Source organism: Streptomyces sp. PA03-6a (assembly GCF_033792765.1).
Lineage (GTDB): Bacteria > Actinomycetota > Actinomycetes > Streptomycetales > Streptomycetaceae > Actinacidiphila.
On record NZ_JARAVK010000247.1, the window covers coordinates 1 to 13,207 of the forward strand.

Annotated in this window: 10 protein-coding genes; 8 read left to right on the plus strand and 2 right to left on the minus strand. The window is 74.7% G+C overall.

Going from position 1 to position 13,207, the window contains the following annotated elements; all coding sequences use genetic code 11:
- From PV350_RS37730 to PV350_RS37745, 4 genes are all read left to right on the plus strand, one after another.
- On the plus strand, window positions 1-957 hold a 957-nt coding region (locus tag PV350_RS37730), incomplete at its 5' end, for an AAA family ATPase (RefSeq protein ID WP_500337978.1).
- Between the two features lie 5 nt (window positions 958-962).
- Window positions 963-2,099 (plus strand): vWA domain-containing protein, encoded by a 1,137-nt coding sequence (locus PV350_RS37735; protein ID WP_500337980.1) that lies wholly within the window; start codon window positions 963-965, stop codon window positions 2,097-2,099.
- Window positions 2,092-3,204 (plus strand): XdhC family protein, encoded by a 1,113-nt coding sequence (locus PV350_RS37740; protein ID WP_500337982.1) that lies wholly within the window; start codon window positions 2,092-2,094, stop codon window positions 3,202-3,204. Before PV350_RS37735 ends, PV350_RS37740 begins: the two co-directional genes overlap by 8 nt.
- 13 nt (window positions 3,205-3,217) lie before the next feature.
- Window positions 3,218-3,847, plus strand: coding sequence for an SRPBCC family protein (locus PV350_RS37745; protein WP_500337984.1), 630 nt, complete (start codon window positions 3,218-3,220; stop codon window positions 3,845-3,847).
- Between the two features lie 90 nt (window positions 3,848-3,937).
- On the opposite strand, the gene lpdA is transcribed toward PV350_RS37745, so the two are convergent.
- Entirely contained in the window at window positions 3,938-5,338 is a 1,401-nt protein-coding gene (gene lpdA / locus PV350_RS37750) for a dihydrolipoyl dehydrogenase (RefSeq protein WP_500337986.1), read from the minus strand.
- 153 nt (window positions 5,339-5,491) lie between these two features.
- Window positions 5,492-6,196, minus strand: coding sequence for a glycoside hydrolase family 75 protein (locus PV350_RS37755; RefSeq protein ID WP_499515125.1), 705 nt, complete (start codon window positions 6,194-6,196; stop codon window positions 5,492-5,494).
- 198 nt (window positions 6,197-6,394) lie between these two features.
- On the opposite strand from PV350_RS37755, the gene PV350_RS37760 reads away from it, so the two are divergent.
- From PV350_RS37760 to PV350_RS37775, 4 genes are all read left to right on the plus strand, one after another.
- Window positions 6,395-7,423 (plus strand): polysaccharide deacetylase family protein, encoded by a 1,029-nt coding sequence (locus PV350_RS37760; RefSeq protein ID WP_500337988.1) that lies wholly within the window; start codon window positions 6,395-6,397, stop codon window positions 7,421-7,423.
- A gap of 157 nt (window positions 7,424-7,580) precedes the next feature.
- Window positions 7,581-10,079, plus strand: a complete 2,499-nt coding sequence (locus PV350_RS37765) for a SpoIIE family protein phosphatase (RefSeq protein ID WP_499515123.1) — start codon at window positions 7,581-7,583, stop codon at window positions 10,077-10,079.
- 899 nt (window positions 10,080-10,978) lie between these two features.
- Window positions 10,979-11,353 carry a DUF485 domain-containing protein gene (locus PV350_RS37770; protein WP_499515122.1) on the plus strand — a complete coding sequence of 125 codons (375 nt, stop codon included), beginning with the start codon at window positions 10,979-10,981 and terminating at the stop codon, window positions 11,351-11,353.
- The gene (locus tag PV350_RS37775; protein WP_500337990.1) at window positions 11,350-12,975 is read left to right on the plus strand and encodes a sodium/solute symporter; all 1,626 of its coding nucleotides are present in this window, start codon (window positions 11,350-11,352) and stop codon (window positions 12,973-12,975) included. The genes PV350_RS37770 and PV350_RS37775 overlap by 4 nt, the downstream gene beginning before the upstream one ends.
- Window positions 12,976-13,207: the final 232 nt, after the last annotated feature.

Here is a 13,207-nt window from a genome sequence, read left to right on the forward strand (position 1 = left end):
CCCCGCGATGCCGCCCCTCCCCTCGCCTCCACCGCCGGGCTCCCGGCGCACACGACCGGCCCGCTTCCGGGGATCGCCGGCCCCGACCAGATGCGGGCCCGGCTGGAGGAGACCGGCTACCTGGTCGACGACGGCCTCGCCGTCGCCTGCTACCTGGCGCTGACGCTGCACCGCCCGATCTTCTGCGAGGGCGACGCGGGCGTCGGCAAGACCGCACTGGCGCACGCGCTCGCCGGGGCGCTCGGCGCACCGCTGATCCGGCTGCAGTGCTACGAGGGCATCGACGCGTCGCAGGCGCTGTACGACTGGGACTTCCCCCGGCAGCTGCTGCACCTGCGGGCGGCCGAGGCGGCGGGCGTCAGCGACCCGGAGACCCTGGAGGGCGAGCTCTACAGCCGGCGGTTCCTGCTCGCGCGGCCGCTGCTGCGGGCCCTGGAGACCAGCCCCTCGGTGCTGCTGGTCGACGAGATCGACCGCGCGGACGACGAGTTCGAGGCCTTCCTGCTGGAACTGCTGTCGGAGTACTCCGTCACCGTCCCCGAACTGGGCACCCTGCGGGCGCAGTCGCCGCCCGTGGTGGTGCTCACGTCCAACCGGACGCGCGAGGTGCACGACGCCCTGAAGCGGCGCTGCCTCTACCACTGGTTCGACCACCCCGGCTTTGAGCGGGAGCTGGCGATCGTACGGCGCAGGCAGCCGCACGTGGCGGCGCGGCTCGCGGCGCAGGTGACGGCCGTGGTGCAGTGCCTGCGGGAGCAGGACCTGGTGCGGCCGCCCGGGGTGGCGGAGACCATCGACTGGGCGGAGGCGCTGGCCGCGCTGGGGGCGACGGAACTCGACGCGGACCTGGCGATGACCACCCTCGGCTCGGTGCTGAAGTACCGCGAGGACGCGGAGCGGGCACGCTCGCTCGACCTGTCGCAGATCCTCGCCGCGCGGGCGGGCGGGTCGCGGTGAGCACCATGCGCACGGTCACGGCGGACGGCACGGCGGGGGTGGTGGGCTTCGCCCGCGCCCTTCGGGCCGCCGGGGTGCCGGCCGGCCCGGACCGGGTGGCGGCGTTCCTGGCCGCGCTCGGCAGGCTCGACCCGTCGCGGCGCCGCGACGTGTACTGGGCGGGACGGCTGACGCTCTGCGGCGGCCCGGACGACCTGGAGCGCTACGACCGGGTCTTCGCGGCCTTCTTCGACGGCGGGCGGCCGCCGCACCGCCGGGTGCGGCCGGCGGTCCGCCCGGTGCGCCCGCCGGCGGTGCCGCGTGCCGTGCCCGGGGAGCGCACCGCCGGTGAGGAGGCGGGTGACGGCCCCGCCGCGACCGCGCTCGCCAGCGCGACGGAGGTGCTGCGGCACCGTGACGTCGCCGCCATGACCGCGCCGGAGCGTGCCCAACTGCACCGGCTGCTGGCGGTGTTCGCCCTGGACGGCGAACCGCGCCGTACCCCCCGGCGCCGTCCGGCGCGCCGCGGGGACGTGGATCCGCGGCGTACCGTACGGGAGTTGCTGCGCCGGGGCGGCGAGCCTGCCGCGCTCCCGCGGCGGGCCCCGGCCCGCAAGCCGCGCCGGGTGGTGCTGCTGCTGGACGTCAGCGGGTCGATGGCCCCGTACGCGGACGCACTGCTGCGGTTCGCGCACGCCGCCGCGCACGGTTCGCGCGGCCGCACGCCCACCGAGGTCTTCACCCTCGGCACCCGGCTCACCCGGGTCACCCGCGAGATGGCGCGCCGGGACCCGGACGCCGCGATGGCCGCGGTCGGGGCGGCGGTGCCCGACTGGAGCGGCGGGACCCGGCTCGGGGAGACGCTGCGGGCGTTCCTTGACCGCTGGGGGGCACGGGGCACGGCGCGCGGCGCGGTCGTCGTGCTGCTGTCGGACGGCTGGGAGCGCGGCGACCCCGCCCTGCTGGCCGCGCAGATGCGGCGGCTGGCACGCCTGGCGCACCGCGTGGTGTGGGCCAACCCGCGCAAGGCCAGGCCCGGGTTCGCGCCGCTGGCGGCGGGGATGGCGGCGGCGCTGCCGAGCGTCGACGCCTTCGTGGAGGGGCACAGTCTGGGCGCGCTGGAACGTCTGGCCGCCGTGGTGAGAGGAGCCGACGGTGCGTGAGATCCTTCCGGCGCTGAACGACTGGTACGCCTCGGGAACCCCCTTCGGGCTGGCCACGGTCGTGGCGGTGAGCCGCAGCGCACCGCGCGGACCGGGCGCGGCCATGGCGGTGGGACTGGACGACGAGGTCGTCGGCAGCGTCTCCGGGGGCTGCGTGGAAGGCGCGGTCTTCGAACTGGCCAAGGAGGTCGTCGAGTCGGGCGAGGCCCGGATGCACACCTTCGGCTACAGCGATGCCGACGCCTTCGAGGTCGGCCTGACCTGCGGCGGTGAGATCACCCTGCTGGTCCGTCCGGTGTCCCCGGTTACGGACCCGGGCTTCGGCGAGGTGGCGGCCTCCGTCGCCGCGCACCGCCCCGTGGTCACCGCGACGGTGCTGGACGGTCCCGCGCCGCGCGGCGCCACGCTCACGGTGTGGCCGGACCGGGTCGCGGGCACCCTCGGCTCGGAGGGCCTGGACGCGGCGGTCACCGACGACGCCCGCGGTGAGCTGGCCCAGGGCGCGACCGGACAGCGCCACTACGGACGGCACGGCGAACGGCGCGAGGACGACGTGACGGTGTTCCTGCAGTCCTTCGCCCCACCGCCGCGGATGCTGGTGTTCGGCGCGATCGACTTCGCGGCGGCGGTGGCGCGGATCGGGCTGTTCCTGGGCTACCGGGTGACCGTCTGCGACGCCCGTCCGGTGTTCGCCACCCCCAAGCGCTTCCCCGAGGGCGTGGAGGTCGTCGTGGACTGGCCGCACCGCTACCTGGGCGGCACGGAGACCGACGACCGCACGGTGGTGTGCGTCCTCACCCACGACCCCAAGTTCGACGTGCCGCTGCTGGAGGTCGCGCTGCGCCGCCCCGCCGCGTACATCGGCGTCATGGGCAGCCGGCGGACGCACGACGACCGGCTCAAGCGGCTGCACGACACGACGCTGGCTCCGGCCGAACTGACCCGGCTGCGCTCGCCGATCGGGCTGGACCTGGGCGCGCGCACCCCCGAGGAGGTCGCCGTGTCGATCGCCGCCGAGATCATCGCGCTGCGCTGGGGCGGCAGCGGCACCCCGCTGTCGGGCACGGCCGGCGCGATCCACCCTCCGGTGCTCAGGCCGGTGTGACGAGGAGGAGATCATGGAACTGCACCACGAGTTCGAGGTCCCCGTCCCGGTGGCGGACGCCTGGCGGGCACTGCTGGACATCGAGCGCGTCGCGCCGTGCATGCCGGGCGCGACGGTGGAGGAGTACGACGGCGAGACCGTGCGGGGCTCGGTGAAGGTCAAGGTGGGCCCGGTGACGGTGACCTACCGCGGCACGGCGGTCTTCGAGGAGCGGGACGGGACCGCGCACCGCGTCGTGCTGGCCGCCCGTGGCAAGGAGGTCCGCGGCCAGGGCACGGCGCGGGCGACGGTGACCGGCACCCTGGCGGAGAAGGACGGCGCGACGGTCGTCTCGGTGACGACCGACCTCGCCGTGACCGGCCGGCCCGCGCAGTTCGGGCGCGGCGTGATGGCGGAGGTCGGCGACCGCATCATCGGCCAGTTCGCCGACTGCCTCGCCGGCCGGCTGGCCGCCCCGCAGCCCCCTGCCGGGGGCAAGGACGCCACCGAGGACGCGCCCGCCGCACCGGCGGACCACGGGGACGAACCCATCGACCTCCTCCGCATCGCCGGCGCCCCGGTCGCCAAACGCGCCGCGGCCGCCGGCCTGCTGGCCGCGGGCGTCGGTGCGCTCGTCGTCTTCCTGCTGCGCCGCCGCCGCTGACGCGGACGCGGACGCGGGCGCGGGCGATGCGCGGCCGACGCCGAGCCGGTGCCGGGGGGCAGCAGGGCGTTGGCCGTGGTGCGGGCGGGCTCAGAAGTTGATCATGTGGCCGGCGAGGCCGTGGACCGCTTCCTGGACGGCCTCGCTGAGGGTGGGGTGGCCGTGGACGTTGCGGGCCAGTTCGGCCGCAGTGAGGTCCCACTTCTGGGCGAGCGTCAGCTCGGGCAGCAGCTCGGTGACCTCGGGGCCGATCAAGTGGCCGCCGAGGAGTTCGCCGTACTTGGCGTCGCTGATGAGCTTCACGAAGCCGCTCGCGTCGCCGAGGCCGTGCGCCTTGCCGTTGGCGGTGAAGGGGAACTTGGCCACGCGCACGTCGAGGCCGCGCTCACGGACCTGCGCCTCCGTCCACCCGAAGCTGGCGATCTGCGGCTGGCAGAAGGTGACGCGCGGGATCATCACGTAGTCCAGCGACATGGTCTCGGCCTCCGCGATGGTCTCGGCGGCGACCACGCCCATGGCCTCGGCGGCGTGCGCGAGCATCAGCTTCGCCGTGACGTCGCCGATGGCGTAGATGTGCGGGACGCTGGTGCGGCAGAACTCGTCGATGTCGATGGCGCCGCGCTCGGTGAGCCGGACCCCGGTCTGCTCCAGGCCGTAGCCGGAGATGCGCGGCTGGAAGCCGATCGCCTGGAGCACCTTGTCCGCCTCGAGCGTCTGCCGCTGGCCGCCGGTGGTCACCATGACCTTCACCGGGCCGCCCGCGTCGTTGATCGCCTCCACCCGGGTCGAGGTGAGCACGTCGATGCCCAGCTTGTGGTACTGGCGGGCGAGTTCGGCCGACACCTCCTCGTCCTCCAGCGGCACGATCCGGTCGAGGAACTCCACGAGGGTCACCTTCACCCCGTAGTTGTGCAGGACGTACGCGAACTCCACGCCGATCGCGCCGGCGCCCGCGATGAGGATGCTCCGCGGGAGCGTGTCCGTCATGATCTGCTCCTCGTAGGTCACGACCCGCTCGCTGAGCGAGGTGCCGGGGAGCAGTCTGGTGGTCGCGCCGGTGGCGATGATGCAGTGGTCGAAGGTGACCGTCTCGCTGCCGCCGGAGCCCAGCGCGACGTGCAGGGTGTGGTCGTCGGTGAAGGTGCCGTGGCCCTCGAACTTCGTGATGTCGTTCTTCTTCATCAGGAAGTGGACGCCCTTGACCCGGCCGTCCGCGACCTTGCGGCTGCGCGCGAAGGCCTCGCGGTAGTCGAAGCTGACCTCGCCGTTCACCCGGATGCCGAAGGTCCTGGCCTCCTTGGTGAAGATGTGCGCCAGTTCGGCGTTGCGCAGCAGGGCCTTGGAGGGGATGCACCCCACGTTGAGGCACACCCCGCCCCAGTAGCGCTCCTCGACGATCGCCGTGCGCAGGCCCAGCTGGGCGGCCCGGATGGCGGCGACGTACCCCCCGGGACCCGCGCCCAGGACGACGACGTCAACGTGTGTGCTCATGCGGCGACCCCTGTGTGGACCACGGTGCGGAAGCTCGAGCGGGCCGGACGGTCCCGTCGCCCACGATCACGCGCCGGGGGCGGCCGCGCAACACGGGGGTGGCGTCCGCCGCGTCGCGTCGGCCGCCCGGCGTACGTCCGGGTCCTGGGCGGATCAGTTGTCCGCGACGAACTGGCGGGCGAGCGCGTCGCCCACGGAGACCGCCTTGGCGTGGCTCTCGATCGGCGCGACGGAGGAGTTCTTGAAGAGGATGTACGTCACGCCGGACTCCGCCCCGCCGGTCTCCGGGTCGGGGTCGATCCCGAGGGCCTGCGCGGTGGCGTACGAGGCCTCGCCGATGATCGCGGTGGGGCCGGTGTCGCCGACGACTGCGTACTCGACCCGGCCTCCGTACACGACGGCCACCACGCCGCCGCCCTTGATGCCGGCGCCGCGGTAGTCCCAGGTGCCGCTGGGGCTGGGGACGACGACGTAGGGGAGCGTCTCGGCGTTGAGCGGGCGGCCGTCCGACTGGTGGAAGGCCGTGTCGTCCTGGAACCAGGGGTCGGTGTCCCAGTTGCAGCGGGCGGTGACCTGGCCGTCGCAGTCGATGTCCATGTCGGCCTTCCAGAACACGGCGCCGTTGGCACCGCAGACCGGGACGGTGGCGGAGGTCTCCTCGTCGGTGCGGTACCTGCCGCTGGAGATCTGCGTACAGCCGTTGACCTTGGCCAGTAACTGGGCGGCCGTGACCGAGCCCTCCTGGGGACTGCGGGGGGACGACCCGGCGGTACCGGCGGCGCCGGCGGCGGGGGTGAGGAGGGCGGCCAGCAGGGTGGCTCCGGCCCCGGCGGTGGCCAGTGCGAGGCGCTTGCGCACAGGGACTCCTTCCGTTAGGAAACTTTCCTAACTCACAGCTTGGCATCTTGTCGGGGCCATGCCAAGAGGACGAAGGTCCCGCCGGCGAAGGACCCGAAGATGACCGAAAGACCGAGGGCACGCCGCCGCGCGCCGCCTACGGTGGGGGGCTGATCCGCATGCCCGGCATGCACGCAGCCGGCCCCAGGAGGTACCCCCGTGGCACTGACGACCCGCGCGACCCGAGCCCTCGGAGCAGTCGCGGCGGTGACGCTCGCCGGAGCCACGCTCGCCGCCTGCGGCACGGAGCACATGATGCAGACCGCCGGCAGCGCCGCCTCGGCGCCCTCCGTCCGTGCCGCCTCGCCCTCCGCGCCCTCCGCGCCGCCCGCGCCCTCGTCGGCCCCCGCTGCGACGCCGTCCACGGCACCCGGCGCCCCGTCCGGCACGCCGGGCGCGGCCCGCACCCCGGCGGGCACCGCGCACCACGACGCCCCGCACCACGAGACCGCGCACCACGAGACCGCCGCCCCGGGGACCGCCCGGCCGCAGGCCCCCGCGCAGGGCGCGGACCCGCAGCGCGGCGGCGCGGGGGCCCACGGCACCGCGGTCCAGGCCCCCGCCCGTGGCACGTCCATGACCGCGCGCTCGATCCAGCACGGCGTGGAGGCCCCGGGCAGGTCGGTGGCCCTCACCTTCGACGACGGCCCGGACCCGGTGTGGACCCCCAAGGTCCTGGACGTGCTCGCCCGGCACCACGCCAAGGCCACCTTCTGCGAGATAGGCCCCAACGCCGGCGCCCACCCCGACCTGGTGCGGCGGATCGCCGCCGCGGGCCACCGGCTGTGCGACCACTCCGTCCACCACGACGAGGCGCAGAGCCGCAAGTCGCAGGAGTACAACCGCCACGAGATACTCGACGCCCAGCGCGAGATATCCCGCGCCGCCGGCTCCGGCGACACCGCGCTGTGGTACTACCGGGCCCCCGGCGGCGACTTCTCCCCCGCGATCCGCGCCATCGCCGCCGACCACGGACTGCGCCCGCTCGGCTGGACCGTCGACTCCGACGACTGGCGCCGCCCCGGCGCGGACGCCATCCTCGCGACCGTGAACTCCGAACTGAAGCCGGGCGCCATCGTGCTCATGCACGACGGCGGCGGCGACCGCAGCCAGACCGTGCAGGCGCTGGAGACCCTGCTCGACCGGCTCGACGCGGCCGGCTACACCTACACCTTCCCCCAGCGCTAGGTCCGCGGCCCGGGCCCGGCCCCGCCGGGGCGCGCCCGCGTGCGGAGCTGGTCGAGGATGGGGGAAACGGAGGACACGACCCGCGTTCTTCTCACACCCCGTGACGATTCCCTGCACACGGGCTGCGCCGGGGCCCCGGAGGCGGTGTAATGACCACGTGGTCAGCGACGGCGCGAAAGGACGCAGAGTTCGGGCGCTGTCCGCCGAGCTCGCGCTCAAAACGCTCCGATCCGACCTTGGCCAGTCCGCCCGCCTGCGATCCGTCATCGAACAGGCGCTGGTCTTCACCGGTGCGACCCACGTCGCCGTGTACGCGCCCTCGGAGACCGGCGGGGAGTTGTGCCTGGTCGCCTCGGCCGGGGTGCCGCGCGCCCTGCACGGGCTGCGCCAGAGCTACGCGACGGACGGCGGTTCCCCCATGGCCGTCTCCGTGCGCCAGGACCGCGTGGTGTCCGCGGGGCCCGCGGAGGTCGCCCGGCTGACGGGGAACGGGTCGCCGGAGCCGCTGGAGGTCTCGCTGACCGCGCTGCCGCTGCGGGCGGACCATGTGTGCGTCGGCTGCCTGGTGGCGGTCACGGACCAGCCCGGGGGCTTCGACACGGAGGACCGGCAGCGCCTGGAACTGTTCGCCACCGCGATCGGCCACCCCGGCCCCACGCCCGGCGACGCGTGCGGCGACGCCGACCCGATGGCCGGGGCGGAGTCACGGGGCACCGGGTTCACCCTCGACATGGACACCGGCTGGATCAACGTGGGCGACGACGTGCTCACCCTGTTCGGCCTGGAGCCCTCGGCGTTCGACGGCCGGGTGGAGACCCTGCTCGCGCTGACCCTCCCCGAGGACCTGCCCGCGCTGATGTCGGTGGTGGAGGCCGGGCACATGGCCACCGGCGACCGCGAGCTGGAGTTCCGCATCCGCCGGCCCTCCGGGGAACTGCGCTGGCTACGGCTGCGCGGGCGGGTGCTGTTCGCCCCGGACGGCCGCCCCGTACGGCTGCTGGGCACGGTAGGGGACGCCTCACGGATGCGCGCCGGGGTCAACGACGTGGGCCGGGTGCAGCAGCTCGCCGCCGACCTGGCCAACGCCGCGACCGTACGGGACGTCAGCGCGGTGGTGGTGACGGCGCTGCGCCGCCCGCTGAACGCCGACCGGGTCGCGCTCGCCGAACTGGAGAACGACCGGCTGGTGGTCACCGTCCTCGACCCTGCGGACCCCTCCGCGTGGCCCGAGGTGTGGCGCACCGAATGGCGTTCGGAATGGCCGGACGCACCGACCCGGGCCATGCCCACGCTGGCGACCGCGCTGCGCGAGGGCCGGGTCGCCTTCTGGCCGGCCGGGGCACCGCTGGAGTCCACGCTGGCCGGGGTGGGCCCCGGCGGACTCGCGGTGCTGCCGCTCCCCGCGGCCGGACGGGTCGTCGGCTGCTGCCTCATCGGCTGGGACGAGCCCCACGAGTTCGGCGCGGACGAACGCGCCGTGCTGACCGCCGCGGCCGGGCTGGTCGGCCAGGCGCTGGTCCGGGTACGGGCCTTCGACGCCGAGCACGAGCTGGTCGGCACCCTCCAGCGCACCCTGCTGCCGCGCCGGCTCCCGGTGCTGCCGGGCGGCGTCGCGGTCGCCCGGTACCTGCCGACGACCGGCGGGCTGGAGGTCGGCGGCGACTGGTACGACGTCATACCCCTGCACGACCACCACGTCGCCCTCGTCATCGGCGACGTCCAGGGGCACAACGCCGGGGCCGCCACGCTCATGGGCCAGATGCGCACCGCGATCCGCGCCTATGCCGTCGAAGGCCACTCCCCCGACGTCGTCGTGTCGCACGCCAACCGCCTGCTCATGGGTATGGAGACCGACCTCTTCGCGACCTGCTGCTACGTCAGCATCGACATGGAGGAGGGCAGTGCCTGGTGCGTGCGCGCCGGTCACCTGCCCCCGGTGCTGCGGTTCCCGGACGGCACCACCCGGACCGTGGAGGGCGACGGCGGGCCTCCGCTGGGCGTCGTCGACGACGCGGACTTCCCGCTGATCCCGCTGCGGCTGCAGAACGGCACCGTCCTCGCGCTGACCACGGACGGCCTGGTCGAGTCCGCCGAGCTCCCGATGGACGAGGGCATCGCGCGGATGTCGCGCGAGCTGTCCGAGGCCGACCCCTCCCACCTGGGCCGCATGGCCGACGCCCTGCTGAGCGACGCCACCCGCAGCGACGACATCGCGCTGCTGCTGATGCGTTACGACGGCATGGCCGTCAAGCCCGTGCGCGAGAGCTGGACGGTGTGGCGGCTCCCCGACGCCGCCTCGCACGCCCGCCGGTTCACCGCCCGCACGCTGCGTGCGTGGGGGCTCGGCGAGGCGGCCGACACGGTGCTGCTGGTCGTCTCCGAGCTGGTCACCAACGCCCTGGTGCACACCGAGGGCCAGGTCCGTCTGGACATCACGCTCACCGGCGACCGGCTGCGGATCGCCGTGGGCGACGGCTCGCCGCGGACGCCGGTCAAGCCGGCGATCATCAACTGGCACGACACCGGCGGCCGCGGCATCCTCCTCGTCGAGGCGCTGTCGGCGGCCTGGGGCACGATGCCGCTCAGCGGCGGCAAGCAGGTGTGGTGCGAGATCCCCGTCCACCCCCCGCACGTCGAGCCGGGCAGCGGCAGCTGACGCGAGCTGCCGGGGGTGCGCGCGAGGGACCGGTTGCACGGGCGGCAGTTGCGCCCGGCGCCTGACGCGGCCTGGGGCGACGGCACGCGTCCCCGCCACGAGGTGCCGCCGGCCGGATCCCGTGGGTCCTCGCGCACCGGACGCCTCAGGCCGTCCGCGTCGGCCCACGCGCCGAGACGGCCATGGGAAGCCTCCCGAGGGCAGGAGTCCCCCGCCCGCCGGGGGCAGTCGCGTCGGCGTGAGCGTGGGACGCAGCCCTGACCGGGCGGCGTGCGTCCGCGCCGCGGGGTGTTCCTGCGCCCGGCCGGGGTTCCGACGACGAGGCACTGCCCGCCCCGGCCGGCACGGTGAACCCGACCCGGCCAAGGGCCGGTTCCGGCGGCCCGCGTGTCGCCAGCGCGACGCCCGGAACCCGGCGTGGCGGTTGCGCCGGCGCCTCCGGCCGTCCACGCGGGAGCAGCGCCAGGCCGGGTGGGGGTCGCCTCGGACGACACAGCCCCGGACGGACGCCGCGCCCCGAATCCTGCCCCGGCACGTGTGAGTTACCCCTGTCGGGGGCCACTGGGCACGGCGGCCCGGCCGCGGCAGCCCCGAGCACGGGGCCCGCATCCGCACCACGTGAAGCACCCGCACCGTCACGCGCGGACCGCACGGCCGCTCCGAACCCGCCCCGTGCGCAGGCACGTTGCGGCCGGGTCGGACGCCGGCAGCGGGTCCGCGAGGGGCCGGTCGGCTTGGTGCTCCAACCGTGACCTGCAGCACCTCTTCCCGACATGCCGACCAGTCGGTATCGTGCGGCCACCCCGGGGCACCGACGCCCCGGGGCGTACCGGTCGAACCTGCCCGTCCCCCACCGCGCCCGCACACCCTCGCCACGCAAGCCGCTTGGAGACCGCGCGATGACGTACTACGGCGACACCTGGCACCACCGGCAACCACCGCAGCCCGCACCGGCGCCGGCACCACCACCGCGACCACCCGTGCGGCCCGTCGAGCTCAGGCGGCTGCGTTCGGCCTACCGGCTGCTGCGGCGGGTCTCGGCGCTCACCGCGCTCGGCTACTTCCTGGCCTTCCTCCTGCTCTCCGTGCTCGCGCGGGACACCATGGGCACGAGGGTCGCCGGACAGCTGACGCTGGGCACGCTGATGGGGCTGTCGCAGCTCGCCGTCACGTTCGCGGCGATCCGCTGGTACGAGCGCAGCGCGCGGCGGTCGGTGGACCCGCTGGCGCTGCGCGTACGGCAGCGGGAGACGGCCGACGGGGCCGCCCGGTGAACCGGTTCGCGGCCGCATACGACTCGGGGACGCAGACCGTCGTCCTGCTCTTCTTCACGTTCCTGGTGACCTGCACGCTGCTGCTCAGCGTCTTCGCCGGGCCGGACCGGGACGACCTCGCGGAGTTCTACACGGGCTACCGCACCCTCACCCCGTTCAAGAACGGCCTGGCCATCGCGGGCGACTACATCTCCGCCGCGACCGTCCTCAGCACCACCGGCATCATCGCGCTCTTCGGCTACGACGGCTTCGTGCTGGCGACCAGCACCGGCATGTCGCTGGTGGTGCTGATGTTCCTGCTCGCCGAACCCCTGCGCAACGCGGGGCGGTTCACCATGGGCGACGTCTTCGCCCGTACGATGCGCGGCCGGTCCGTGCGGATCGCCGCCAGCGTGGTCACCCTGGCCGCGTGCCTGCCGTTCCTCATCGTGCAGCTGTCGGGGGCGGGTTCGCTGCTCACCGCCATCCTGGACATCCACCTCGACGGTGCGCGCACGGTCTCCATTGCCATGATCGGCACCTTGATGGTCGTCTACGCGGCGATGGGCGGGATGCGGGGCACGGCGCTCATCCAGATCATCAAGATCGTGATGCTGCTGGGCAGTAGCGCCGTGGTCGCCGCGCTCGTCATGAGCCGCTTCGGCTGGAGCGCGGACGCCCTGCTGCGTGCCGCGCAGGCGGGCAGCGGGGCCGGCGAGGCGTACCTGCGGCAGGGCCTGGAGCTGGGGCGGACCACCGAGGGGAAGCTGGACTTCATCGGGCTGCAGCTCACGGTCGTCCTCGGGGTGGCCTGCCTGCCGCACGTGACGATGCGTCTGCACTCGGCGCCCGACGCCCCCGCCGTGCGCCGCTCGATGTCCTGGGCGGTCGGCGCGGTCACCACGTTCTGCCTGCTGGGCACGGTCATGGGGGCGGGCGCGGCCGCCATGGTCGGCGCCCGGCTGATCACGGGTGCCGACCCCGAGGGCCGTACGTCGGTGCTGATGCTGGCCCGGGCGTTCGGGGAGGCCGCGCCGTCGATCGGCGAGACGCTGCTGTACGCCGCCGTCTGCGGGACGGTGTTCGTGACGCTGCTGTCGTCGGTGTCGGGACTGACCCTCGCCGCGGCCTCGTCACTGGCGCACGACCTGTTCGGGCACGCGATGCGCGACGGGCGGGCCGCCCCGCGCACCGAACTGGCGGTGGCCCGCTGGGCGGCCGTGGGTGTCGGCGCGGCGGCGGTGGCCCTGGCCGCGCTGGTCCAGGACTGGAACGTCGCCGTCATGACGACGACCGCGCTGGCGATCGGCGCCTCGGCGGTGGCGCCGGCCCTCACGTACTCGTTGTTCTGGCGGGGCTTCGGCCGCACCGGCCTGCTGGCCGCGCTGTACGGCGGCACGGGGTGCGTCCTGCTGCTGACGGTGTTCTCCACGGCGGTGTCCGGCGGTCCCACGGCGCTCTTCCCGGACCGTGACTTCCACTGGTTCCCGCTGCAGACCGCCGGGTTGGTGTCCATCCCCTTCGGCTTCCTCGCCGGCTGGCTCGGCAGCCGCTACGACCGGCGGCGCCGCGATGGGACGGCCGCCGAGAGCCGGCGGCGCTACGAGGCGGGCGAGGCACGGCTGCTGGCGGGCGCCGGCTAGCTCAACTCCCCGTCGCCGGGGGCTTGTCAGCGCTTCGGACGGGGCTCACCCTCAGTCGGAACCGAATCCGATTCTGATTCGGTCGGGCTGGGAGGAGACCTCCCGGACGGCAGGCCGGCCCGCCGCCGGAGCGCCGGGCCGCCCGCGCGTGCCGGGTCGCCCCGACCATGACGTTCTCCAGCACGGTCAGCCGGGGGAACAGCCCGAGACCCTGCAGGGTCCTGGCGATGCC